Annotated in this window: 23 protein-coding genes and 1 tRNA gene; 17 read left to right on the top strand and 7 right to left on the bottom strand. The window is 35.1% G+C overall.

The genetic code is table 11. The annotated features are described in order from the left end of the window. Positions 1-6 precede the first annotated feature (6 nt). Complete coding sequence (locus R4Y45_RS05825; RefSeq protein ID WP_339970202.1) at positions 7-882, top strand: TIR domain-containing protein; 876 nt, start codon at positions 7-9, stop codon at positions 880-882. Positions 883-987: 105 nt separating this feature from the next. Then, positions 988-2,025 carry an endonuclease/exonuclease/phosphatase family protein gene (locus R4Y45_RS05820; RefSeq protein ID WP_339970201.1) on the top strand — a complete coding sequence of 346 codons (1,038 nt, stop codon included), beginning with the start codon at positions 988-990 and terminating at the stop codon, positions 2,023-2,025. Between the two features lie 8 nt (positions 2,026-2,033). On the opposite strand, the gene R4Y45_RS05815 is transcribed toward R4Y45_RS05820, so the two are convergent. Further along, positions 2,034-3,338 carry an APC family permease gene (locus R4Y45_RS05815; RefSeq protein ID WP_412747370.1) on the bottom strand — a complete coding sequence of 435 codons (1,305 nt, stop codon included), beginning with the start codon at positions 3,336-3,338 and terminating at the stop codon, positions 2,034-2,036. A 57-nt stretch (positions 3,339-3,395) separates the two neighbouring features. After that, positions 3,396-4,718, bottom strand: coding sequence for an APC family permease (locus R4Y45_RS05810; RefSeq protein WP_339970199.1), 1,323 nt, complete (start codon positions 4,716-4,718; stop codon positions 3,396-3,398). A 197-nt stretch (positions 4,719-4,915) separates the two neighbouring features. Here R4Y45_RS05810 and R4Y45_RS05805 point away from each other — a divergent pair, with 197 nt between their 5' ends. The 3 genes from R4Y45_RS05805 (at position 4,916) to R4Y45_RS05795 (ending at position 7,621) form a co-directional block, all read left to right on the top strand. Beyond that, on the top strand, positions 4,916-6,226 hold the full coding sequence (locus R4Y45_RS05805; RefSeq protein ID WP_339970198.1) for a DEAD/DEAH box helicase: 1,311 nt from the start codon (positions 4,916-4,918) through the stop codon (positions 6,224-6,226). A 52-nt stretch (positions 6,227-6,278) separates the two neighbouring features. Then, the gene (locus R4Y45_RS05800; protein ID WP_339970197.1) at positions 6,279-7,505 is read left to right on the top strand and encodes a PTS transporter subunit EIIC; all 1,227 of its coding nucleotides are present in this window, start codon (positions 6,279-6,281) and stop codon (positions 7,503-7,505) included. Between the two features lie 42 nt (positions 7,506-7,547). Continuing rightward, a tRNA-Arg gene (locus R4Y45_RS05795) sits at positions 7,548-7,621 on the top strand. A gap of 208 nt (positions 7,622-7,829) precedes the next feature. Here R4Y45_RS05795 and R4Y45_RS05790 read toward each other — a convergent pair. Continuing rightward, the gene (locus R4Y45_RS05790) at positions 7,830-9,068 is read right to left on the bottom strand and encodes an aminopeptidase (protein WP_339970196.1); all 1,239 of its coding nucleotides are present in this window, start codon (positions 9,066-9,068) and stop codon (positions 7,830-7,832) included. Positions 9,069-9,220: 152 nt separating this feature from the next. On the opposite strand from R4Y45_RS05790, the gene wecB reads away from it, so the two are divergent. After that, positions 9,221-10,351, top strand: a complete 1,131-nt coding sequence (gene wecB, locus R4Y45_RS05785; RefSeq protein WP_339970266.1) for a non-hydrolyzing UDP-N-acetylglucosamine 2-epimerase — start codon at positions 9,221-9,223, stop codon at positions 10,349-10,351. Between the two features lie 33 nt (positions 10,352-10,384). Here the strand turns inward: wecB and R4Y45_RS05780 are convergent, their stop codons facing one another. Continuing rightward, on the bottom strand, positions 10,385-10,843 hold the full coding sequence (locus tag R4Y45_RS05780; protein ID WP_339970195.1) for a flavodoxin: 459 nt from the start codon (positions 10,841-10,843) through the stop codon (positions 10,385-10,387). Positions 10,844-11,033: 190 nt separating this feature from the next. On the opposite strand from R4Y45_RS05780, the gene map reads away from it, so the two are divergent. Genes map through galU form a run of 3 tightly spaced genes read left to right on the top strand, consistent with a single transcriptional unit; the run spans position 11,034 to position 13,743 of the window. Beyond that, the gene (gene map / locus R4Y45_RS05775; protein WP_339970193.1) at positions 11,034-11,837 is read left to right on the top strand and encodes a type I methionyl aminopeptidase; all 804 of its coding nucleotides are present in this window, start codon (positions 11,034-11,036) and stop codon (positions 11,835-11,837) included. Next, positions 11,837-12,832, top strand: a complete 996-nt coding sequence (locus R4Y45_RS05770; RefSeq protein WP_339970191.1) for a YihY/virulence factor BrkB family protein — start codon at positions 11,837-11,839, stop codon at positions 12,830-12,832. The genes map and R4Y45_RS05770 overlap by 1 nt, the downstream gene beginning before the upstream one ends. A gap of 11 nt (positions 12,833-12,843) precedes the next feature. Further along, positions 12,844-13,743 (top strand): UTP--glucose-1-phosphate uridylyltransferase GalU, encoded by a 900-nt coding sequence (gene galU, locus R4Y45_RS05765; RefSeq protein WP_339970189.1) that lies wholly within the window; start codon positions 12,844-12,846, stop codon positions 13,741-13,743. Here galU and R4Y45_RS05760 read toward each other — a convergent pair. Then, positions 13,740-14,030, bottom strand: a complete 291-nt coding sequence (locus R4Y45_RS05760; RefSeq protein WP_339970187.1) for a hypothetical protein — start codon at positions 14,028-14,030, stop codon at positions 13,740-13,742. The two genes, galU and R4Y45_RS05760, sit on opposite strands and share 4 nt — an antisense overlap. A gap of 43 nt (positions 14,031-14,073) precedes the next feature. On the opposite strand from R4Y45_RS05760, the gene R4Y45_RS05755 reads away from it, so the two are divergent. The 3 genes from R4Y45_RS05755 to R4Y45_RS05745 are packed head-to-tail and all read left to right on the top strand — an operon-like array spanning position 14,074 to position 17,481. Continuing rightward, on the top strand, positions 14,074-15,312 hold the full coding sequence (locus R4Y45_RS05755) for a hydroxymethylglutaryl-CoA reductase, degradative (protein WP_339970185.1): 1,239 nt from the start codon (positions 14,074-14,076) through the stop codon (positions 15,310-15,312). A gap of 1 nt (position 15,313) precedes the next feature. Then, complete coding sequence (locus tag R4Y45_RS05750) at positions 15,314-16,492, top strand: hydroxymethylglutaryl-CoA synthase (RefSeq protein ID WP_339970183.1); 1,179 nt, start codon at positions 15,314-15,316, stop codon at positions 16,490-16,492. 2 nt (positions 16,493-16,494) lie between these two features. Then, a complete protein-coding gene (locus R4Y45_RS05745; protein WP_339970181.1) occupies positions 16,495-17,481 on the top strand; it encodes a D-2-hydroxyacid dehydrogenase in 987 nt (328 codons plus the stop codon). A 40-nt stretch (positions 17,482-17,521) separates the two neighbouring features. Here R4Y45_RS05745 and rlmD read toward each other — a convergent pair whose 3' ends face one another. Next, positions 17,522-18,898 (bottom strand): 23S rRNA (uracil(1939)-C(5))-methyltransferase RlmD, encoded by a 1,377-nt coding sequence (rlmD, locus tag R4Y45_RS05740; protein WP_339970179.1) that lies wholly within the window; start codon positions 18,896-18,898, stop codon positions 17,522-17,524. 60 nt (positions 18,899-18,958) lie between these two features. Here rlmD and recX point away from each other — a divergent pair, with 60 nt between their 5' ends. The 4 genes from recX to R4Y45_RS05720 all read left to right on the top strand — a co-directional run bounded on the left by recX (position 18,959) and on the right by R4Y45_RS05720 (position 21,857). Next, complete coding sequence (gene recX / locus R4Y45_RS05735; protein WP_339970177.1) at positions 18,959-19,792, top strand: recombination regulator RecX; 834 nt, start codon at positions 18,959-18,961, stop codon at positions 19,790-19,792. Positions 19,793-19,860: 68 nt separating this feature from the next. Beyond that, positions 19,861-20,430 carry a nucleoside tri-diphosphate phosphatase gene (gene ntdP / locus R4Y45_RS05730; protein ID WP_339970175.1) on the top strand — a complete coding sequence of 190 codons (570 nt, stop codon included), beginning with the start codon at positions 19,861-19,863 and terminating at the stop codon, positions 20,428-20,430. 70 nt (positions 20,431-20,500) lie between these two features. Then, positions 20,501-21,331: a DNA/RNA non-specific endonuclease gene (locus R4Y45_RS05725; protein ID WP_339970173.1), complete on the top strand. Its 831-nt coding sequence runs from the start codon at positions 20,501-20,503 to the stop codon at positions 21,329-21,331. A 19-nt stretch (positions 21,332-21,350) separates the two neighbouring features. Next, a complete protein-coding gene (locus R4Y45_RS05720) occupies positions 21,351-21,857 on the top strand; it encodes a hypothetical protein (RefSeq protein WP_339970171.1) in 507 nt (168 codons plus the stop codon). On the opposite strand, the gene R4Y45_RS05715 is transcribed toward R4Y45_RS05720, so the two are convergent. Then, complete coding sequence (locus R4Y45_RS05715) at positions 21,847-22,308, bottom strand: hypothetical protein (RefSeq protein ID WP_339970169.1); 462 nt, start codon at positions 22,306-22,308, stop codon at positions 21,847-21,849. The genes R4Y45_RS05720 and R4Y45_RS05715 overlap by 11 nt on opposite strands. Positions 22,309-22,464: 156 nt before the next feature. Here R4Y45_RS05715 and R4Y45_RS05710 point away from each other — a divergent pair, with 156 nt between their 5' ends. Next, positions 22,465-23,823 carry a hemolysin family protein gene (locus tag R4Y45_RS05710; protein WP_339970167.1) on the top strand — a complete coding sequence of 453 codons (1,359 nt, stop codon included), beginning with the start codon at positions 22,465-22,467 and terminating at the stop codon, positions 23,821-23,823. Positions 23,824-23,879 lie beyond the last annotated feature (56 nt).

The following is a 23,879-nucleotide window of genomic DNA, read 5'->3' as shown; positions in this document are numbered from 1 at the left end:
TAATTTATGTATTCTAAAAATTTAATAAAAGTACAATTAGAAATGTTGAAAGATAGTTTTCCTACGTATAGTAATAATGAACATATTTTTAAAATGTGTAAAAATTTATATGAGGGAATAAAAGATGGAAATTTAGAATTTGATGTTTTCGAGCAATACTGTAAAAACATAATAAAATGGTATACTAAAAATTTGGAAAGCGTGAGTTCAGACCCACTTAAAGCTGATTATGATACACACTATAACAATATAAATAATTTAAGAAAGATGCTTATAGATGCCCAAAAGAACAAAGTGAAATTCAATAACAAATATAGTGAAAGTAAACAAAAATCTACACACTATAACGATATAAATGACTTAAAAAAGATATCTATAAATAACCAAAAAAGCAAAGTGGGAATCAGCAACAAATATATTGAAGGTAAAGAAAAATCCTTAAGTAGAGAGATTTTTCTTGTACATGGACATGATAATGATCTGAAATCTGAAGTTGCTAGATTTTTAGAAAAACTTAGCTTAAAACCAATTATATTACATGAACAAGCAAATGCAGGACAAACTATTATAGAAAAGATTGAAAAATATTCGGACGTAGGATATGGGATTGTATTATATACACCTTGTGATTTGGGTAATTCTAGAGAAAAAGCAGAAGATAACGAATTGAATGAGCGAGCACGCCAAAATGTAGTTTTTGAGCATGGTTATTTGACTGCAAAATTAGGAAGAAAAAATGTTGCTGTTATTTGTAAAGGGGATTTAGAATTGCCTAATGATATCTCAGGATATGTTTATTTAGAAGACAAAAATTTTGAGTATGGTTTAGTCAAAGAACTGACATCAGTAGGATATAACATAGATATAAATCAAATTTTGTAAATCTCTTTTTTCTCCATATATTGAGATTAATTAATCAATTAAGCGAAATATTTATTGCTATGATATGCTTACTGTTCAATTAAAATTCTCTTTGGAGGAGAAACGATGAAATCTATTAAGAAAAGACAGCTTTTATTGGGGTTAGTTGTCTTATTGTACAGCGTTATCGTATTATCTTATGCACTTTTTCCCAAAGCTGAGTTGAATCAATTTTTATCAATACAACTTGGGCTAGCACAGTTTTATTCATTTTCACTATTTTTTGGTGTCGTGATTATAATCTTCGCACTCTTAATGCTTGGTGTGAATAGCTACAAGAAAGATAACCGAAAGCCCTCACTTATCATGTGGTTAATGATGCTAGTATTATCAGGCGTCTTAGTCGTGGGTAGTCAAGAGGGTAGCTTTACTAATCAGTCAGTTGAGACAACCCAACCTTCATTCAAAATAGTGTCATACAATTCAGCTAATCAATTGAGTTCTGCTAATATTCAAACTATCTTTGGCGAATATAATACTGATATTGCAGTTCTTGCTGAGTTTGATGAACGTCCTTCAAGTGCGGGTTCTCGTGAGCGAATTCAACAACTATTTAAGGCAGCTAACGTGAATTATGATCAGTATGATGTGTTTATTTCTGATCATCCAACAGGAGTCGCAGGAGTGACGACTATCGTCAAAAAGTCATTTGCTCAATTCACGCAACAAAGACAAGCACCACAACCAACATTTAAAAGTGTTAATTTGAAATCTCAAACTGCAAATGTTCCAAGCATTATTGGGTTACATGCTGCACCACCGATTCCAGGGTATTTAATGAATTACTGGCAAAAAGATTTGCGAACAATTAGCAATCAACTAGCCAACCAAAATCCAGATAGTATCTTAGTTGGTGATTTTAATGCCAATATGAAGCATGGCCAGTTGACTAACATTAACACACATGAAGATGGTCTTAACGCACTACCTTTTTTTGAAAGAGGAACGTGGCCGACTTCAAAGTTACCAAGTTATTTTAGAACGCCGATAGACCATGTTTTATTACCTAAAAACCAGTACAGCATTAAAGCCATTAATCTGAGAGATTTACAGACCTCAGACCATATGGCAATCTTTATGGAAGTGCAAAAAAATAAAGCCTAGGCAACTGCCTAAGCTTTATTTTTTTTGTGGTAGTAATAGTAAACAGGTAAACCTGTCAAGGTCACTAAAATACCAATCAGTGATAATTGGAATTGTGTGATAAAGGTAGCAATGACGATAAAGCCACCACCTAAAATAGAAATAATAGGAATGATGGGATAAAACAACACTTTATATGGTCGTTCAAGCTCTGGTTCACGTTTTCTAAGAATTAAAACAGCTACTGAGATAAGGGTAGTGAATGTCCACATGACAAAGACTAGCATATTGGTTAGATTTTCAAAGTTACCTAAGAACAGTAACAGAATTGAGATTCCACAAATAAGTAGTCCTGATATCATCGGCACACCAAATCGATTGAGTTTTTTAAAGTGTTGACTGAATGGCAATTGATTACTTTTGGCTAAGGTGTAAGGTAAACGCATCCCTGTCATCACAAAACCATTAATCGTGCCATAAACAGACACTAAAATACCAATCGTGACTAATCGGCCACCTAAGTTACCAAACAAGACACGAGAACTATCAAAAGCGGCATTAGGATTACCCGCTAGTTGCTCAATCGGTAAACTTGATAAAAACGCAAAGTTAATAAGCACATAAATTACCGTTACCAAGCTCAATCCTAGAATAATAGCCTTAGGCAAATCCTTACTAGGTCGTTTTAATTCGCCGGCTAAATTCCCAACGTTGATCCAACCTTCATAAGCATACATCGCTGAAAGTAGCCCGCCACTTAATGCGACAAAGAACGGGACACTATGACCAGAAGTGATGGGGAAGACATCAACTAGGACTTTAGGCTGATGAATTAAGCCTACAATCACAATCAAAGCAACTGGAATTAATTTCACAACTAAAGAGACGACTTGCAAAATTCCAGATGCTTTATTACCAATAAAGTTAATTAAAGCAATTGAAGCTAAACACAAAACCGCAAAAGGAATTGTCCAACTCACATCAATTCCAAGTAAAACAATAAGCTGTTGCGAAAAAACAAGCATGAGAGAAGCAATGGAAGCGGGAAAGTAAATCAAAATTTGAGCCCAGCCATACAAGAAGCTCAGTGGTTTACCATAAGTATATTCGATATATTTAATCGGCCCACCTGTAACAGGCAAAGCCGTTGCCAGTTCAGCTACTGTCAATCCACTAGCAATTGATAAAATCCCTGCAAAAAACCACACAAAAAGCGTCATACTAGTTGATTGTGTTAGTTGTGTAATAGAGGCGATTTTAAAGAAGATACCTGATCCGATTACAATTCCCATAACAGTCGACAATGCTTGTGAGAATTTAAGATTCTTTTTCATTTCTTGAGACATAACACTAAAACTCCTAAAAATAACCAATAAAAAAAGTCTTCTTAATTAAGAAGACTTTTCATTTTTTCTTTTTTGATAAAAATAAATGGGTAGTCCAATTAAAGTGACGAGTATCCCAATTAGTGATAACTCAAATTGTGTAATTAATGTTGAAACGACAATGAACAGTCCACCTAAGATTGAGATAGCAGGAATAACTGGGTAGAATAGCACTTTATAAGGACGTTCAAGTTCTGGCTCACGTTTTCTAAGGACAATAACACCAATTGATAGAAGTGTTGTAAAACTCCAAATTACAAAAACAAGCATATCTGTTAGGAGGTTGAAGCTACCTAAGAAAATCATAATAAACGTAATAGCTAAAGTGAATAATCCAGAAATATAAGGTGCACCTGATTTATTTAATTTTTTGAAGGCATTACTAAATGGCAAACTACCATTTGAAGCTAATGTATAAGGAACACGAATACCTGTCATTGTGTAACCGTTAATTGTCCCATAAACTGAAACTAAAATACCTAGTGTGACCAAACGTCCACCAAATTCACCAAAGAATAAACGTGAACTATCAAAAGCGGCATTACCATTGCCGGCTAATTGATCAACAGGTAATGCTGAAACAAAGGCATAGTTAATCAAGACATAAATTAGTGTCACTAAACTTAGTCCCAAAATAATGGCTCTAGGCAAGTCTTTTTTAGGATTTTTCATTTCACCAGCCATATTACCAACATTAATCCAGCCATCATAAGCAAACATTGTGGCAAGTAAACCACCACTTAATGCAGTGAAGAAAGGTGTTCCTTCTCCAGAAGTGATAGGGAATAATGAAGGATTAACAGGACTTGGCTTGAATAAACCAAAACCAATAATTAAAACAATTGGAATCAACTTAGCAATCATTGTGATGCTTTGCAATTTACCGGAGACTTTATTTCCAACAAAATTAAGTAGCATAATCGATGTTGAAACAATTAGCGCAATAGGCACAATTAGCGATTGACTAATGCCAAAAAGACTGGCAAATTGTTCGCCAAAGATGATACTTAAAGCGGCAATGTTGGCAGGGAAGTAAATGGCCATTTGTGACCATCCAAATAAAAATCCTGCGGGCTTACCATAAGTATATTCAATATACTTTGTTGGCCCACCTGTAACAGGAAGGGCAGTTGCTAATTCAGAAACAGTTAATCCACTGGCGATGGACAATAGCCCGGCCAAAACCCACACAAAAACAGTTAAACTAGCAGACTGCGTTGAACTGGCAACACTAGATATTTTGAAAAATACCCCAGCACCAATCACAATCCCCATTACAGTTGAGAGGGCTTGTGAGAAATTCATGGTCTTCTTTAAATTATTAGACATCTAACGATTCCACCTTCTTCTTTAAATATTTTTTTCAATTAACCATTATACAGAAAAATAAAATAGGAAGATAGATGATTAATCAATAAAAAATTGATAATATTTGAGTGAACGTTTACCAAATGACTTAAAATATGAGAAAATAAATTGATACTTATTTTAATAATAAAAATTAAAAGATTAGGATGATTAATTCTATGAACTATAACGATAATATACAAGCAATTTTAAAAGAACAACACATTACAAAAACAACTGAAATCCAAAGTCGAAGCTATCAATCTATTAAAGAAGGCGCTTCTGTTGTAGGACTTTCACCAACTGGAACAGGGAAGACTTATGCTTACGGGTTGCCATTGATTGAAAAGACTAATCCTGGAGACTATCAATCGGTTATCATTTTGGAACCAACTAATGAGTTGGCTGTTCAAGTGAGGGATGCCTTGCAACCGTTTGCTAAAGCACAAGGACTGAAAACGATGGCTTTAGTTGGAAGCGGTAATCGCAAACGTCAAATTGAAAACTTGAAAAAGAAAAAACCTGAAATCATTATTGCGACTCTAGGACGTTTATTTGATATGGTTACTGAAAACAAAATCAAACCACAAAAAGCAAACGCCTTGGTTTTAGATGAAGCAGATGATTTATTAGTACTGGATTCAATTGATATGATTGGATCATTTTCAGATGAAATGCCCGAAGAATCACAAATTTTATTATTTGGGGCAACGGATTCAGAAACGACTCAAAATCCAGAAGAAGTATTTGGAAATGCGTTTATCTTAGTGGATGTTCGCCCAGATATTTCAAAAAATAATATTCATCATCGATTCTTAAAAGTTGGTAATGAAAACAAAACAGATGTTTTAACTCGTTTATCTTCAGTTGATGATTTTTCAGCGATGGTCTTTTTCAATAGTGTGCACTCACTTGAAAAAGTCGCACAAACGATGTCACATCGTGCATTGAAGTTTGGAGTTTTAGCTAATAACGAAAACAAAATGCAAAGACAACGTGCAATTTCGGATTTACAAAAAGGTAAGATTGATGCTATTTTTGCAACAGATATTGCTTCTCGAGGAATGGACATCAAAAACTTAAAGTATGTTATTAACTATGATTTACCTCGTAGTCAAGAGTCTTATATTCATCGAGCAGGTCGAACAGGTCGTATGGATGCTCAAGGAACTGTGATTTCAATGGGGAACAATCATGATTTTCGTGACTTGAAAAAATTAGCTAACTTAGGTGATCAGTTGCAAAAAATTTATTTGGTGGGTCACCATTTAACAACTGATAAACCTTTTGCTCAACCTAAAAAAGAAGAAGACTTACAGGCTCAAAAAGAAACACATATTGATAAAACTCGCCAGGAATTAAGTGACAAATCAGATAATCCGACAACAGAGTTCAAAAAAGCCATTCAGCCAAAACCAAAGAAGAAAAAAGTGAAGAAAAATCGCAAACGTAAACAAAAAAACAAAGGGTACCATGGCAAGAAATCTTAATGTGAATTCAACCCAAAAAAAATTAGATTTTATAACAAAATATAGCCTTAAAATGGTAGATAACCTCAAACATTTAAGGTGGCTACTTGCGCTTAAACAGACATTAGATGTCTTGATGATCGTTGCCTTGTTAGGATCATTAACGATTTTATTAGAAAATTTTTCAAATGTTTTTTTGAGTTATTTTCATTTACCGTTCTTAAAAGATTTTTTGTTTTGGCTAGGTCCAATTAATCAAGGAATTTGGACATTAACACTGCCAATTTATAGTTTCTGGTTTATTTTAGTATGGGGCTATTTTTTAGCTTTGTTGTATGATAATGATGCTGTTTTAGGGTCTATCATCAGTGTGTCCTCTTACTTGCTAGCTAGTGGATTTTTAAATTTCAACTTCAAAGTGACTTGGCAGAATTTATCAACGCAAAATTTATTTTTTGCGTTTTTTGTTAGTACCATCTTTGTAGTTGTTTATAATTTTATGACCAAGTTGCAATTTCAACTTAGTATTATGCCTGGTCGCTTCACGTGGTTTTATAAGAAGTTGAGTCATTTAACCTCATTTTTAGTGACACTTTTAGTGATGTTTGTTTATTTTAGAGAAACACCCAAAATGTTGCATTTGACTTTAAGAGATATGTTTAATCAACTACAGTTAAATGTGGTGGCAATGAGTCAGAATTTTGTCGTGATTTTAATTTTCTTATTACTAATCCAGTTGTATTGTTATTTTAATTTTCAGGGTTATAATTTGATGCTGACTGTCACTGAGTTCATTTACTTAACTAGCCAAAATTTTAATATTGAAGCCGCTAATTATCACCAATTACCTCACTATCTACTAACCAAATCAACACTAGATAGCTATGTTTTTATTGGTGGAGTCGGAAGCACTTTAGCGTTCGTATTAGGTGTTTTGTTTTTCTCTAAAATACCTGAAAGACGACGAGTAGCTAAATATTCGCTGGCACCAGGGATTTTTAATCTCAATAGTTCAACGCTTTTTGGTATCCCCGTGATATTGAATAAACGCTACTTTATTCCGTTTATGATTACACCGATTATCAGTTTGATTACCACTTATATTGCCTTATCTATGAAGTTGATTGAACCTATCCAGATTGCATTACCCACGATTGTACCGCCATTTTTAAATGGTTTTTTAGCAACCAACTTAGATTTGAATGCGCTGGGTTTAATTGCAGTTAACTTTTTAATTTCATTTATGATTTGGACAAGGTACATTAAAAGAGAAAATGACCTCGATAAAACTGTGAACTGATACTTTTAACTTTTACTTAAAGTGTTATAATAAAAAAGTATTGGCCTCGTAGCTCAGCAGGATAGAGCAACTGCCTCCTAAGCAGTAGGTCATCAGTTCAATTCTGATCGGGGTCATCAAAAAAACCATGTGCTTAAAAAGCACATGGTTTTTATTTTAGTAAGAAGTAAATCACAATGAGAGCCAAAAGCGTAAACAAAATGGCTAAAGGAAACAATAGTTTGACATAGTCAAAATGTTTACGTGTGGCAAAAGCAAAGACGTAACAAAATGTGGCTAATGAAATCAAAAAACTCGCTAAAAGAAGAAGGGGGAATGAGGGGATTAAAATGCCCATTCACCATTTTCAAATACTTGGAAACGAGACCCATCTTCAGCGATTCCTTCAATGTTCATTTTATTTGAGCCAACCATAAAATCAACGTGAGTTTGACTAACATTTAAGCCGTTTTTGCGAAGTTCGATTGGACTCATTTCAGTTCCGTTTTCGATTGAAAATGGATAAGCTGCGCCAATTGCCACATGGTTTGAAGCATTTTCATCAAATAAAGTATTGAAGAAAATGATTTGAGATTGTGAGATAGGGGATGAATAAGGTACTAGTGCCACTTCACCTAGTGATTTGGCGCCATCATCCGTTTGAATCAGATGTTCTAAGGTTTCTTGCCCTTTATCAGCGGTGATTTTGGTGATTTGACCATCTTTGAATGTGACTTTAATTCCTTCAATTAGTTGGCCACTGTAAGATAGCGGTTTAGTTGAAGCAATCACTCCATCGATATAGCGAAAATCAGGTGCTGTAAAGACTTCTTCAGTTGGCATATTTGGCATAAATTCTTCGCCATCACGGTTAACAGCACCAGCACTATGCCAAATGTGGTTTTGAGGTAGACCAATTGTGATGTCTGTTAAATCACTAGTGTAGTGAAGTGCTTTAAATTGTTTATCGTTTAGAACTTTAGCTTTTTGGCGTAAGTTTGTTTTGTGTTCTTGCCAAGCTTCAATTGGGTTTTCAGCATAAATACGAGTGGTTTTGAAAATTTCATGCCATAATTTATCAACAGCTTCAGCAGGGGAAACATCAGGGAAGACATGTTTAGCCCAACCTTCACTAGCTGCTCCCACAATTGTCCAGCTTAAGTCATTATTTTGAGTTGCACGACGAATCGGTAACATCCCTTTAGTCATTGCTGATTGCATTTTAGCTAAACGGTTTTGATCGACACCACTTAAGGCATCAGGGTTATTTGAAATTACAGAAATACGTTTAACTTTTTTATCTAGCCATTCATTCACTTGTGCTTCTTGGGAAGAGCTGAAAGTAGTTAAACGGTCTTCATCAGCATGAAGTAAGTTTAAGCGGTTAAGGGTTTCATCTTGCCACTTAACAATAACTTCAGCAGCACCTTGTTCATAGGCTTTTTCTGCAAGTAAGTGGGCGAATTCACGTTGATCTGTTGCAATTTGTAAAACGATAGTATCGCCAGGTTTAACCGCAACACCAGTTTGAATGGTGAGGTCAGCATATTTACCTAATAATGTTTCGAAATTTTTAAGTGTCATAAAAAAGCTCCTTATTAAAATATAGTACCTTAATTTTATCATGTTTTTTGGGTGTTATTATGATTGTTTTTTGCTTATAATGAATTTAAAACATATAATGGAAAAAGTTGAGAAATGACGGAGGTATTTCATTGGGAAATAAAGTAAAAGTAATGACTGTTTTTGGGACAAGACCAGAAGCAATTAAAATGGCACCACTTGTTTTAGAATTAAAAAATAGACCAGAAGAATTTGAAGAAATTACGGTAGTTACCGCACAACATCGTGAAATGTTAGATCAAGTGCTTGAAATTTTTGAAATCAAACCAGATTATGACTTCAATATTATGAAAGCTGGTCAAACACTTAGCCAAATTACGAGTCGTGTGATGTTAGATCTTGAAAAGGTAATTATCGATGAACAGCCTGACATCGTGTTAGTTCATGGTGATACGACAACCTCATTTGCTGCTAGTTTATCAACTTTTTATCAACAAAAAGTACTAGGACACGTTGAAGCTGGTCTTAGAACTTGGAATAAATACTCACCATTTCCAGAAGAAATGAATCGCCAACTAACTGATGTGATGACAGATATTTATTTTGCACCAACATTCAAAAGTAAAGCTAACTTATTACAAGAAAATCATCCAGAAAATGATATTTTTGTGACTGGAAATACAGCAATCGATGCGTTGAAACAAACCGTTCAACGTGACTACCATCATAGTGTTTTAGATGAAATTGCTTCAGACAAGCGTATGATTTTAGTGACAATGCATCGTCGTGAAAACCAAGGTGAACCAATGCGTCGTGTGTTTAAAGTGATGAAAGATGTTGTCGATCAACATGATGACGTTGAAATTGTTTACCCTGTTCACTTAAGTCCAGCTGTTCAAAAAGTGGCACAAGAAGTTCTAGGAAATGATCCTCGAATTCACTTAATTCAGCCTTTAGATGTTGTCGATTTCCATAATTTAGCTAAAAGAAGTTACTTTATTATGACTGATTCTGGTGGTGTTCAAGAAGAAGCACCTTCACTTCAAAAGCCTGTTTTAGTTTTACGTGATACAACTGAACGTCCAGAAGGTGTTGAAGCAGGGACACTAAAATTAGTTGGCACTAATGAAGCAGAAGTTAAGTCAGCCATGATGACATTATTAAATGATCAAGATATCTATCAAGCAATGGCCGATGCTCAAAATCCATATGGTGACGGTACGGCTTCAAAACGAATTGCTGATGCAATTGCTTACCACTTTAACCAAGAGATAATTGAACGACCTGAAGATTTTAAAGCCTAACAAAAAAGCAATCAACCTAAGTTGATTGCTTTTTTAGTTGTGATTAGCTTCATAGAAGTTAACGACTTTTTCGGTAAATTGTTCAATGTTTTCGATATCTTCTAAATCAGGTGCTAAGTTGATTTTCAAACTTTCAGCTGCTTGTACACCGCCGATTTTCAAAAAGGCTTTTGTGAAATCGTCAACCGTAATACAGTAAGCATCTTCATAAAAGACATCTCCTGAACCAGCTACAGCAAATACTTGTCCTGTTAAATCGATTTCAAGTAAATCTTCGTAAAAATCTAAAGCTTCATCAGGTAATTCACCTTCACCATAAGAATAGGGCACCATTAAAGCAATATCATACTCAGCAAATTCATTCACGTCACTAAATGTGATATCAGACATATCGGTTTCAACACCCATATCTTGTAATTTTTCATCAATAATTGAAGCGACTTCTTCATTGTTACCAGTCATACTGGCATAGACTATTTTAGCAGTTGTCAAAGTAAACTCCTCCTTTTGGTAGTTAAGATAACAGGGGATAGACGCCATCTATTATAACAGACTCAAGCGCTAGTTGGCTGATAATTATATGAGGTTTTTAGTCCAGGTATTTTGTTAATCAACAAAAAACGTTATAATAAATGTGATATGATTCAATATAGTAAAGATTAAAATATAAAGGAGTTTTACTTTGATTACATTAAAATCACGTCGAGAATTAGAAGGAATGGCTAAATCTGGACAATTACTAGCACAAACACACTTAGGAATCAAAAAATTAATTAAACCTGGTATCTCATTGTACGAAATTGAAGAATTTGCGGACAATTTTATTACTGAAAATGGTGGAATTCCATCTGAAAAAGGGTTTGAAGGTTACAAATACGCAACTTGTGTCAGCGTAAATGACGAAATTGCTCATGCAACACCTCGTAAAGATGTTTTCTTAAAAGAAGGCGACGTTGTCTCTGTTGATATGACAATTAACCTTGATGGTTATGAAAGTGATTCATGCTGGACTTATGCTGTTGGCGAAATTTCAAAAGAAGACCAAGACTTAATGGATATTGCACACAAAGCACTTTACCTTGGTATTGATCAAGCTCAAGTTGGCAATCGTATTGGTGATATTGGTTATGCTATCCAACAATTTACTGAAGTTGAAAACAACTACGGTGATGTGCGTGAATTAATTGGTCACGGTATTCAACCAACAATGCACGAAGAACCAGAAGTGCCACACTTTGGTAAAAAAGGTCGTGGATTGCGTCTAAAAGAAGGTATGACAATTACAATTGAACCAATGATTACACAAGGTTCATGGGAAATGGTTAGCCGCGTTGTTGATGATCCAGATGATGACTGGGTATACTACGTAACTGAAGACGGTTCAAAATGTGCACAATATGAACATACTATTGCCATTACAGCAGATGGCCCTAAAATTTTAACCTCACAGGATCCAGAATTCGATAAAAATTATTTATTTAAATAATGAAAAAAGAATTTTACGGGTATCGAAAAGAGCAGAAAAAATCACCTCGAAAAAAACCACAGCACCCGGTAAAGCGAACAGTTAATAAACCAAAGTACTCTAGGATAAAGTATCTGTTTGAAACATTATCTGAAGTGCTTTCAAGTGGTGAAATCAATCAAAATGCGATTGTTATTGCTTACTTTGCACTATTTGCTTTGTTTCCTTTATTGTTGATAGCAGCTTATGTTTTAGGATTATTCAATATGAGCACAACGATAGAGCCGGTTGTTGAATATATCAGTCTTATCTTACCCCGTGAAGTTAGTCCTTATATTAACCCTATTATCACGCAAGTTTTGCAACCGCCAAGTGGTGGCTTCTTGTCTTTCGGGGTTATTGTGGCCCTTTGGGCATTTAGTGGACTGATTAATTCGATTAAAGTTGCACTAAATAAAGTTTATCGTGTACAAGATGCGATGAAGGAACAATCTTTTATGGCTTCGATTGTTAACCGAATTGTTTCGTTTTTATTGACGGCAACTTTAATAATCGGTTTAATTTCGATTTTATTTGTTTTGATTTTTGGACAGCAGATTCTAGAATTATTGGCACCTGTATTCAACTTTTCGATGGACCCTATTTATCAAATTAGCAATTATCGTTGGCCTGTTATTATTGTTGTATTGGGTGCTATTGTGGGGTACTTGTATTACTTTTTACCCAATATTTCAATCAGAAAACGCAGTATTTGGCCCGGTGTCTTTTTGACGATTATTGGATGGGGCATTTTGTCTCAAGGATTTAGTTTTTACTTGGAGCATTTTAGTCGAAGCTTAACCAACTATGGCATTATTGGAACTTTTATCATTTTCATGTTGTGGTTAAACTTCAGTGCACTAGTATTTTTGGTGGGGGCAGTACTCAACTCAACCATTGATCATACCTTACATGGCAATGTTGATTACAAATCAAGCCGTGTAATTGAGTTATTTAAGAATAAAAAAACAAAATAAGGCGGTATCTTATGAAAAAAGTAAGAAAAGCGGTTATTCCTGCTGCCGGTTTAGGAACAAGATTTCTACCAGCAACCAAAGCAATTGCCAAAGAAATGATGCCAATTGTGGATAAACCAACTATTCAGTTTATTGTTGAAGAAGCGAAAGCTTCAGGTATTGAAGATATTTTGATTGTGACGGGTAAAACAAAACGTCCAATCGAAGATCACTTTGACTCAGCTCCTGAGTTAGAGTTAACCCTTGAAAAAGATCACAAAACAGATCTTTTAAAAGTTGTGACAGATGTTACAACTTTGGGTGTTAATATCTACTTTACAAGACAACCTCATCCAAAAGGGTTAGGGGATGCAATTTATCGTGCTAAATCATTCATTGCTGATGAACCATTTGTCGTTTTACTCGGTGATGACTTGATGACTGACCATACACCATTAACTAAGCAATTAATTGACTGCTATGAAGAAACGCATGCTGCAACAATTGCTGTCATGAAAGTGCCACATGAAGAAGTTAGCAAATATGGTGTAATTGAACCTGATGCTCAATCAAGACCAGGTTTATTTAATGTTAAATCTTTTGTTGAAAAGCCAAAAGTTGAAGAAGCACCGTCAGATCTTGCTATTATTGGTCGTTACTTATTGACACCTGAGATTTTCCAAATACTAGAAAATCAAAAACCAGGTCGTGGTAACGAAATTCAATTAACAGATGCTATTGATACCATGAATAAAACGCAACGCGTTTTTGCTCATGTATTTGAAGGTCAACGATTTGATGTGGGAAATAAATTCGGTTACTTACATACATCAATTTCTTATGGATTACAACATCCTGAAACAAAAGATGAATTGCGTCAATATATTAAAGATTTAGCTAAGGAACTTGAAGCTGAAGAAAAGAAAGACTAGACTAATACAAGACGATTACGGTCGATTCTTAGACCGTAAATGATATGTTCGTTTTGGTCTAAATCACAAACTTTAATAATTGCATTTTTATCAACAAAACGAATAAGCAACTTTTCAATTTCAGATTTTTTAAGAGGTTGATGAGTTGCTTCTTTTGTATAAAAAATGCAAGTTTTTGGGTTGTAATCTATTGAAGTGATGGCAATCAATGTGTCCCCACTTTTAAAATACAAATCAAAATAAGCGGCTAAGTCTTGGATGAATTGCAAAAAGTCAATAATACGCATGAGTTTTTCTCCTTGATTATGAAAAATAATGGAGGTCAAATAAATGAAACCTTTTTATAAATTAAGTATACCAGAACGTCGGAAATGGCTAGTTAACCACCAACTAATATCACCGCAACAAAGTGATGAGTATGCTAATCAGTTTGAGCTGTCACTAACACAGCTAACGCATTTTAGTGAAAACGTGATTAGTCAATTATCATTTCCATTAGGTGTTTTAAAGGCAATAACCGTCAACAATCAATCGTACACTGTTCCAATGTCAACTGAAGAACCTTCTGTAGTTGCAGCAGCTAATCATGGTGCTAAATTACTATCCAAAAATGGCATTACTGCCGAAAGTTTTCGAACGGGTATTTTTGGTCAGGTTGTTTTGATGGCGGTATCTTCTGAACAAATTGACCAGATAACGGCCGATTTGAGCCAAGCTAAGCAAGACTTAATGGCTCAGTTTTCAAGTTTAAGTCACTATGGTGGTGGCATTGAGACAATTGAGGTACTGACTGAAACCGCGCCTTTTTTAGAAATTCGGTTCAAAATTAATCCAGCCCAAGCAATGGGAGCAAATAAAGTCAATGCAATACTAGAAGCGTATTCTCAGCGACTTAAATCACAATTTAATCTTGATAGTGAGTTTGCGATTTTAAGTAATGCACCTGCCCAATTTGTGACAGCTAAGGCTAGTATCGATTTCGAAACCCTAGCTAAAAATGAGATTTCTGGAGAAAAAATTGCTCAAAAAATCGCCCATATGAGTCAATTTGCGAGTATGAATTCTTACCGAGCAGTCACACACAATAAAGGGATTATGAATGGCGTTGATGCGGTTTTGCTAGCAACAGGGAATGATTTTAGAGCAGTTGAAGCAAGTGTGCATATGCATGCAGGAGCTTCAGGTTCCTATACGACACTCAGCCAGTGGCAAGTTAGCGGTAATCAACTAATAGGTGAAATTACACTTCCAATGCCAATTGGCGTTGTCGGGGGATCAATCACCAGTCGAAAACTCATCAAGAATAACTATGACTTAATGCACAATCCATCTGCAGAACAACTTAGCGAAATCATCGCAAGCGTTGGTTTGGCTAATAATTTAGCCGCATTATATGCTTTAGTCACTGATGGCATTCAAAAAGGTCATATGAAATTGCAACTGCAAAATATGTTACTTAATCTAGGTGCTACAGAAGCGCAACTACCTGAATTAATTACCAAAATGCAACAAGAAAAGAACTATCAACAAGATTACGCGAAACAATTATTAAATGAAATGAGGAACTAAGATGTCAACAGTTGGAATTGACCAAATTGGTGTGTACACACCTGCACAATATATTGAAACAACCGAGTTAGCAAAACGACGTCAAGTCGATCCTAATAAATATACAATTGGAATTGGGCAAAATCAAATGGCTGTTCCTAATCCGACAACAGATATTGTTTCAATGGGTGCTAATGCAGCCCGTACTTTTTTATCAAAAGTAGATGTGAGTCAAATTGGATTATTAGTCGTAGGAACTGAAAGTGGCATTGACCAATCAAAGGCTTCTGCTTTATTCATTAAGTCAATTTTAAATCTTCCTAATCAACTTCGTGCTTTTGAAGTGAAAGAAGCGTGCTTTGGCGCAACAGCTGGTGTTATGATGGCGCAAGATTATGTGAAGACTCACCCTGGAAAAACAGCGCTAGTTATTGCCTCAGATATTTCACGTTATGGTTTAAATACTGGGGGAGAAGTGACCCAAGGAGCTGGTGCTGTTGCAATGTTAATTAGTGAAAAGCCACGCATCGTTGAATTTTTACCTGAGTCAGCTTCTTACAGTGACGATGTTAATGATTTTTGGCGTCCAAATTACAGTGAAACGGCTTTTGTAGATGGGAAATATTCAACTGAAAAGTATTTAGAGTTTTTCACACATACGTTTGATGATTATCTCAAACAAACTCAGTTAAAAGTCACGGACTTTGCAGCCTTAACGTACCACTTGCCATTTACCAAAATGGGAATCAAAGCCCAACGTCTAGCACTTGAAAACCAAGACGAAGCAACAAAAACACGGTTAACTGCTCAATTTGAGGCTAGTTCAAAATATTGTCGCCAAATTGGTAACCTTTATACTGGTTCATTATATCTAAGTTTGGTAAGCTTGTTACATCAGGGTAACTTAAATTCGGGTGACTTAATTGGATTTTATAGTTATGGATCAGGTTCTGTTGCAGAATTTTTTGCGGGTCGTCTGGTAGCTGGTTATCAAAATGAAATAGCAACTAATCATATGCAAGATTTTCTAGCTTCACGTCAAAAATTATCAATTGACGAATATGAAGCGATTTATACAGAATGCGGTAAAGTTAAAACCGATGATTATGAATTAACACCCGAAGCAGTCATTTCTGATGGAGAAGTTTATTTTGCAGGAGTCAAAGATCATTTGAGACAGTATAAAGTTAAAGGAGCTTAATTATGATGTTTATGTTTTACGGAATGCGTCCAGAAGAAAAAGAATACGTCATTTCTTGGAGTCAACAAAACAATGTTCAAGTTAAAACAACAGCTGAACTATTAACAGCAGACACTGTTGAGCAAGCACAAGGTGCTGATGGCATTGTTGCTTTACAAACCCAAGCCTATCCAAAAGAAGTATTTGATAAAATGGGTCAAATGGGAATCAAAAGTTTATCATTGAGAAACGTTGGAACTGATAATGTTGATAAAGAAGCGGCTAAAGCCAATCACATCCGCATTTCTAATGTTCCTGCTTATTCACCTAATGCCATTGCCGAATTTGCTGTTTCAAGTATGATGCAATTATTGAGACAAACTCGAAAAGTTATTCAATATGTTGAAGACGGCCAATTGAAAGAAGCAGTAGCTTTAGTTGGAAAAGAACTTTCCGCTCAAACTGTTGGTGTTGTTGGGACAGGTCGCATTGGAAAACGCGTAGTAGACATCTTACAAGGTATGGGCGCTAAAGTGATTGCTTATGACCCTGCTTTCCATCAACCAGATATTGATTACGTTGATAATTTAGATGACTTATTGAAACAAGTGGATATTTTAACTCTACATATCCCAGGGATGCCAGCAACTGAACATCTTATCAACGAAAAAAATATTAGTTTAATGAAACCTGGATCATACTTAGTTAATGATGCTAGAGGAATGATTGTGGAAACACGTGCTTTAATTAATGCCCTAAAAGAAGGTCGTTTAGCCGGTGCTGCTTTAGATACTTTTGAAAATGAAGATGAATTAGGCAAAGCAATGGCACAAGGTCAAGATAATCAAGACCCTGATTATCAAACACTTAAAGCAATGGATAATGTGATTTTAACCCCACATATTGCTTACCATACTGATATTGCTGTTCATAACATGGTACATCAATCACTAGATAGTGCTTATCAATTTTCACAAGGTCAAGACCCAGAAAACGAAGTTAAATTTTAACCAAATAAAAAAGCTTTCAGATAATTCTGAAAGCTTTTTCTTATTTTTTGACTAATTTAACAACGGCTTCAACTTTAGGTGTTTGTGGGAACATGTCGATAGATTGAATGAATTCCACTTTGTATTCACGAGTTAATGTGATGAGGTCTTTAGCTAGTGTTGAAGCGTTACATGAGATGTAAACAAATTTTTGAGGTTTTACCTTTAAGATGGCCTGTAAAACATCTTGTGATAATCCACTACGAGGAGGGTCAACAATCAAGCTGTTAAAGAAGGTTCCACGTTTAACCATATGTGGTAAAATAGCTTCGGCCTTACCTGTTTGGTAACTCACGTTATCTAAGTTATTTAACTCAACATTGTAGTTGGCATCTTTAACGGCATCTTTGATGATTTCCATTCCATAGACGCGCTTAACTTTATCAGCAGCACTAATACCCAATGTTCCAACACCACTATAAGCATCAACAAGCACATCATCTTCATTTAGATCAAGAGCTTTAAGTGCGTGGTCATATAATACTTCTGTTTGTGGTGGGTTTAGCTGGAAGAAAGCTTGAGGTGATAAGATAAATTCTTTATCTTTAATTTTTTCAGTGATAGTGCGTTTTCCTTTTAACAAGGTTGTTTCTTTACCCCAAACCAGTGAAGTATCTTGATCGTTGATGTTTTGCATAACAGATACCACATTAGGCAGTTTAGCCACTTTATCAGCTAGTTTATCAAGGCCTTTAATATGAGCTTGTGATGTAATGAAAGTCACTTGGACTTCTTTAGTAGCGTATGAGTTTCTTACCGCTAGTGTCTTAATTCCGGGCTTTTTATTACGAGGATTATAAATAAAAATCGAAAGTTCTTCAATCAGTTTCACTATTTTTCGAACAGTATCTTGTGATAATTCACTTTGAGTGGGCATTGCAGGCAAGTCAACTAAATCATGTGAGTTTGCTTGATAAAGTCCAGCTAGCACTTTTCCTTTTTCAAAACCAAGTTGATATTGGGCTTTGGTACGGTAATGCCATTCTTGCTTAGAACCAATTGTGGGTCTAAGGTCATATTGGGTGTAACCCTCAGGACTGTATTTTTCAAGTGCTTGACGAAAAACATCAAGTTTAAAATCCAATTGGCTTGCGTAATTTAAGTGGGCAAGTTCAAGACCACCAACAGCTGGGTTAACACCTTTTGGAAAATCAACACGGTTTGGACTTTTTTCTTTTACTCGAATTAATTCACCACGAAGGTAATTACGTTTTTCTTCTGTGATTTTTACAATCACGATTTCGTCAGTAATTGCTTGGGGTACAAAAATGATTTTTTTCTTGTAAAACCCAATCCCTTCACCATTGATTCCCATACGTTTGATGGTAATCATTGCTTCTTTACCGACTAAAGTATTATTATTTTTAATTGTTCTCATAATTCACCTAAAACTTTCTTTTCTACAATAGACTATTTTTATATTGTCAGATTAAAGTTAATGAAAGGATACTCACTCATGCCAACCATTACTAAAATCTCAACACAAAAACGACCTGGATATTATAACATTTTTTTGGATGAAAGCTATGCTTTTTCTGTAACTGAACAAGTTTTAATTCAATTTGAATTAGCCAAAGATAAAGTATTAACCAAAGAACAGGTTGAAACGATTCAATCAGCACAAGTTTATTCAAAAGCAGAGCAAGCAGCTCTTAATTTTTTGAGCTATAAAATGCGGAGTATAACAGAAATTAAGCAGTATTTAGCTAAAAAAGAATATGCAGAAGAGGTTAGTCAACAAGTTGTGACTCGCCTACAGGAAATGGGTTATTTAGATGATGCCGCTTATGCGAAGGCTTTTATTGTTGATAGTTTACGACTTAAAAAAGATGGCCCTTATCAGATTATGCAAAAGCTCAAACAAAAGGGGGTTAATTCAGAAATTTCTGAGCAACAATTAGCTGAAGTACGTTTTGAAGATTGGGAAGAAGTCGCTTTGCGGACAATTTCAAGTTTAGTGAAACAAACAGCTAAGTATTCAAAACGACAATTAGAGACCAAAATAAGACAGAAATTAATGGCTCGCGGTTTTTCAGGCGATTTAATGACGCAGTTAATGCAGAGTGTTGAAGTTGAGAGTAGCGAAGATGATCAATTAATTGCATTAACAACCCAAGGAATTAAGGCTTATAAAAAATTTCGTCGTTATCCTGAATTTGAACGCAATCAAAAAATTAAACGATTTTTAGTTACCAAGGGGTTTTCTTTTACAGAAATTGATCAATTTTTAGCGGGAGAAGTTATTGATTTGGAAGAACTCGCTCAATATTAACTGTCGTCATTTGTGCTATTATTTGATATACTTAAACTGTTAAAATAACTTTGAAAGATGGGATGAACATGCAGCTTCCTAAGGAAGGTGACTATATTGCAATTCAAAGTTATAAACATGATGGGAGTTTTCACCGAACATGGCGAGACACAATGGTACTCAAAACCAGCGAGCATTCAATTATTGGGTGTAATGACCATACGCTAGTGACCGAATCTGATGGTCGGCGTTGGGTCACTCGTGAACCAGCCTTGGTTTATTTTCATAAGCATTACTGGTTTAACATTGTGGCAATGATTCGTGATACAGGTGTTGCTTATTATTGTAATTTGGCTAGTCCATTTGTTTTAGATAAAGAAGCCCTAAAATATATAGATTATGACCTGGATATCAAAATTTTTCCAGATGGTGAAAAGCGTTTACTAGATGTTGATGAGTATGCCGCTCACGCCGAAAAATGGCACTATCCCGAAGAGATAGACCGTATTTTACGACACAGTACGCATGAACTGATTGACTGGATTAATGAACAAAAAGGTCCTTTTTCAAAAGACTATGTGGATATTTGGTATAAGCGTTATCATGAACTAGTACCAAAGAACAATAAAAAGTCACGTAACTCAAAGAATAAGATATAGTCGCTAAGGGCACCCGGCCGGTGCCTTTTTTGCGTTAAAAATAAAATGAGATAGGATGTTAGATGCCGTTATGAAAAATCAAAATCAGCAAAAAGTGCTGGTAACCGTAATCGTTGCTGCACTGATTATTTTCTTTGCGTTTTTTGGAACAAATAAAGACAAAAACCAAAATCAAACGCAACAAAACCAGCAAAATTCAAGCTTACAATCATCAAATAAGCAAAGTAGTTCAAAACAATCATCACAGCAAAGTAGCAGTTCAGAGTCACAAAATGCAAACAGTCAATATCAAACTCAACAATCTGCTTCAACGACTCAAAAAGCACAAGAACTTGCACAGCTATCTTACAGTGGAACTCAGATTATTGCGGTCGATAATAATAATCCAGGATTCACAGCTGAAGAACTTGCTCAAAAGCCGTTTCAATATTATGCACCACTAGATAATTTAAAACGTGCAACCTATGCAACAGCTATGCTACATAAATCTTTGATGCCAACAGCACAAAGAGAACGGTTGACGGTTAATCCAACCGGTTACATTAACAAGCGAATTACAATCAACGGTAAAGAAGGTTGGTTATACAATCGTGCTCACTTGATTGGTTACCAATTTACAGGACAAAATAATAACTTAAACAATTTGATGACAGGAACCCGTTCATTAAATGATCCAGGGATGACTTTCTACGAAAACAAAATGGCACAATATTTAAGATCAACTGGTCATCACATCTTGTACTACGTTCAACCCGTTTATCGTGGTGATGAAAAAGTTGCTCGTGGTATGTGGATGCGTGCTGAATCCGTTGAAGATAAAGAAATTCAATTTAATATTTACATTTTCAATGTTCAAGAAGGTTACACCATTGATTATCAAACGGGTGCCTTAAAGAACTAATTAAAAAGGAGTTTTAAAAATGGAAAAACAACAACAAAAACAACTAAAATTTATCGGTAAAGTCGCAATGCCTTCAATGCTTGAAGCAAATGGGAGTTTTTACAGTCAATTTCAAGAGCTAGAAGATAGCCAAGTACTTAACCAATTAGATGAAACAAACCAATTACCTAAAAACCGTTCAAGTTTAATTGTGTTTGGCCCAGAGAACTATATGTACTGGCAAGGACTTGTTTATGAAGGTGAGTTAGCAGAATTGCCAAAAGGCTTAATGAGTTATGATTTGCCTGAATCAACAGTAGCAACAATGAGTCAAGAAATTTCAGACTATCAATTCCATACACCATTGAGTTTTGAATTGACACAAGCTTTTGATAGTGCAAAAAAAGCAGGTATCGAAATACCTGCTAACCTTGGATTGAGTGAACATCCTTACTTCTTACAACAATACGTTGGGGATGCCACTCAAGGACTAACTAAGCAAACTTCTGTTTACTTAGGCCAAGTCATTGATAATGTTAATGACTAGGCGAGTCAACGGATAAGTGGTCGTATTCAACATACGCACCAAGAGCTGTTGAAAAGAACATGATAATCAAAAAGAAACCTGCTAATTGATTCATGATAATACTTTTATCAATCAAGACACGTATTAAGACAGTAGCAATACCACTTAGGATAATGTCTAAGATTAAATTAGCAATTTTGAATTTAAAACGTCTTTGAATACTAAAAAAGCGGACAAATTGTTTTAAAAACGGCTGTCTAATTTGATCACCGATTAAATCTAGTGGTCGTTGGATTGTTGCTTTCATGGCATATAAAATGAATCCACCAGTTATCGCACCTACTAGTGTTCTGAAAAGATCATCAGCATGTAAAACCAAAGCATTATAGGCAGTCGCAATTAAAGCTAGACTACAGATGTAAGGTATGAGTAATAGAAACAAGAAGACAAAAAACACACGGTATTTTTTCATATGTCGCCATCCTTTAACGTAATTTACTTTATCGTACCTTTTTTTGATAAAAAGGTAAATGGAATTATTTACGGTAAACCATTGTGTGTTTTAATGATGTGATATAATATAAATTAATATTAATTTTTTTATTTTGAAAGAGAGTGAAGTTTGAATATGAGTGGTGACCCGGGGAGTTTTAGTTCGTTATTAATCCAATTAGCCCTGATCGTTGTTTTAACCATAATTAACGCTTTTTTTGCGGCAGCAGAGATGGCTATTGTTTCGGTAAATCGAAACAAAATCGAAACTGAGGCAGAAGAAGGTAGTCGATCAGCTAAAAAAATATTGGCGGTAATGAATGAATCAACCGATTATCTTGCAACGATTCAAGTTGCAATTACTTTTGCTGGATTCTTCTCATCAGCGACAGCCGCTGATAGTTTAGTTCAGTATATCGAGCCCTTATTTGGAGGCTTGAGTTGGGGAAACAACATTTCAGTTATTTTAATTACCATTATTATTTCTTACGTATCGTTAGTTTTTGGGGAGCTATTTCCTAAACAAATTGCGATTGCAAGACCTGAAGCGGTATGTAAGGCAACAATTGGGTTTGTTAAAGTATTTGGAGTTGTTTTAAAACCATTTGTGTGGTTAATTTCTGCATCAACAGGGTTACTAATGAAGGTTGTCCCTATTGACTTTACACAAAAAGATGAAAGAATGTCACGTGATGAAATGCAAACATTGATTGAAAATTCACGCAAAAATGGTGTTATTGGTTTAGATGAATACCATATGCTAGAAGGAATTATTTCTTTTAATGATAAGATGGCGCGTGAAGTGATGGTGCCAAGAACCGATTCATTTATGATTGATATTGATGATGGAACTGAAGCTAACTTAGACGCCATTATGAAACAACCTTTTTCAAGAATTCCAGTTTATCGAGACGACAAAGATAAAATTATTGGTGTTATTCATATAAAGACCATTTTGAAAATGGCTAAAGAAGTTGGATTTGACAACTTGAAGATTGAAGATGCAATGACAGAACCAATGTTTGTACCAGAAACGATTACAATTGACGAATTATTGCTTGAAATGCAAAAGACACAAATGCAAATGGCAATTTTACTTGATGAATACGGTGGAGTTGTCGGACTAGCCACAATTGAAGACTTACTAGAAGAAATTGTAGGTGACATTGATGATGAAACCGATCGCCAAGAAACATTGTTTACTAAGATGTCTGATACGCAATATGTATTAGCGGGTAAAATGCCGATTTATGATTTCAATGAACAATTTGATACTGATATTGAAGCTAATGATGTGGATACCATTGCCGGTTACGTCATCACAGAACTTGGGATGATTCCATCTAATGGTGAACATCACAAGGTAACTTTAGACAATGGAATGAAGTTGACAACTGGAAAAGTTAAAGGCTCTCGTTTAGAAAATCTAACACTAGATATTCCAAAAGAATTGTTAGAAAAAGACGAGTCAACTAATAAAGAAGATAATGATTAAAATTGACATCGACTTTGGTCGATGTCTTTGTGTGTAATAAAGAATATGATAAGGAT

The organism is Holzapfeliella saturejae (genome assembly GCF_037546065.1).
In the GTDB taxonomy this organism is placed as follows: Bacteria; Bacillota; Bacilli; order Lactobacillales; family Lactobacillaceae; genus Holzapfeliella; species Holzapfeliella saturejae.
This window is presented reverse-complemented; position numbering and strand designations above follow the sequence as displayed.

What these genes read in the sequence shown, in the direction of transcription:
- R4Y45_RS05825 (WP_339970202.1), top strand. Translation starts at nt 7, where the DNA reads ATGTATTCTAAAAATTTAATAAAAGTACAATTAGAAATGTTGAAAGAT.
- R4Y45_RS05820 (WP_339970201.1), top strand. Translation starts at nt 988, where the DNA reads ATGAAATCTATTAAGAAAAGACAGCTTTTATTGGGGTTAGTTGTCTTA.
- R4Y45_RS05815 (WP_412747370.1), bottom strand. Translation starts at nt 3,338, where the DNA reads ATGAAAAAGAATCTTAAATTCTCACAAGCATTGTCGACTGTTATGGGA.
- R4Y45_RS05810 (WP_339970199.1), bottom strand. Translation starts at nt 4,718, where the DNA reads ATGTCTAATAATTTAAAGAAGACCATGAATTTCTCACAAGCCCTCTCA.
- R4Y45_RS05805 (WP_339970198.1), top strand. Translation starts at nt 4,916, where the DNA reads ATGAACTATAACGATAATATACAAGCAATTTTAAAAGAACAACACATT.
- R4Y45_RS05800 (WP_339970197.1), top strand. Translation starts at nt 6,279, where the DNA reads ATGGTAGATAACCTCAAACATTTAAGGTGGCTACTTGCGCTTAAACAG.
- R4Y45_RS05790 (WP_339970196.1), bottom strand. Translation starts at nt 9,068, where the DNA reads ATGACACTTAAAAATTTCGAAACATTATTAGGTAAATATGCTGACCTC.
- wecB (WP_339970266.1), top strand. Translation starts at nt 9,221, where the DNA reads ATGACTGTTTTTGGGACAAGACCAGAAGCAATTAAAATGGCACCACTT.
- R4Y45_RS05770 (WP_339970191.1), top strand. Translation starts at nt 11,837, where the DNA reads ATGAAAAAAGAATTTTACGGGTATCGAAAAGAGCAGAAAAAATCACCT.
- galU (WP_339970189.1), top strand. Translation starts at nt 12,844, where the DNA reads ATGAAAAAAGTAAGAAAAGCGGTTATTCCTGCTGCCGGTTTAGGAACA.
- R4Y45_RS05760 (WP_339970187.1), bottom strand. Translation starts at nt 14,030, where the DNA reads ATGCGTATTATTGACTTTTTGCAATTCATCCAAGACTTAGCCGCTTAT.
- R4Y45_RS05755 (WP_339970185.1), top strand. Translation starts at nt 14,074, where the DNA reads ATGAAACCTTTTTATAAATTAAGTATACCAGAACGTCGGAAATGGCTA.
- R4Y45_RS05750 (WP_339970183.1), top strand. Translation starts at nt 15,314, where the DNA reads ATGTCAACAGTTGGAATTGACCAAATTGGTGTGTACACACCTGCACAA.
- R4Y45_RS05745 (WP_339970181.1), top strand. Translation starts at nt 16,495, where the DNA reads ATGATGTTTATGTTTTACGGAATGCGTCCAGAAGAAAAAGAATACGTC.
- rlmD (WP_339970179.1), bottom strand. Translation starts at nt 18,898, where the DNA reads ATGAGAACAATTAAAAATAATAATACTTTAGTCGGTAAAGAAGCAATG.
- recX (WP_339970177.1), top strand. Translation starts at nt 18,959, where the DNA reads ATGAAAGGATACTCACTCATGCCAACCATTACTAAAATCTCAACACAA.
- ntdP (WP_339970175.1), top strand. Translation starts at nt 19,861, where the DNA reads ATGCAGCTTCCTAAGGAAGGTGACTATATTGCAATTCAAAGTTATAAA.
- R4Y45_RS05725 (WP_339970173.1), top strand. Translation starts at nt 20,501, where the DNA reads ATGAAAAATCAAAATCAGCAAAAAGTGCTGGTAACCGTAATCGTTGCT.
- R4Y45_RS05720 (WP_339970171.1), top strand. Translation starts at nt 21,351, where the DNA reads ATGGAAAAACAACAACAAAAACAACTAAAATTTATCGGTAAAGTCGCA.
- R4Y45_RS05715 (WP_339970169.1), bottom strand. Translation starts at nt 22,308, where the DNA reads ATGAAAAAATACCGTGTGTTTTTTGTCTTCTTGTTTCTATTACTCATA.
- R4Y45_RS05710 (WP_339970167.1), top strand. Translation starts at nt 22,465, where the DNA reads ATGAGTGGTGACCCGGGGAGTTTTAGTTCGTTATTAATCCAATTAGCC.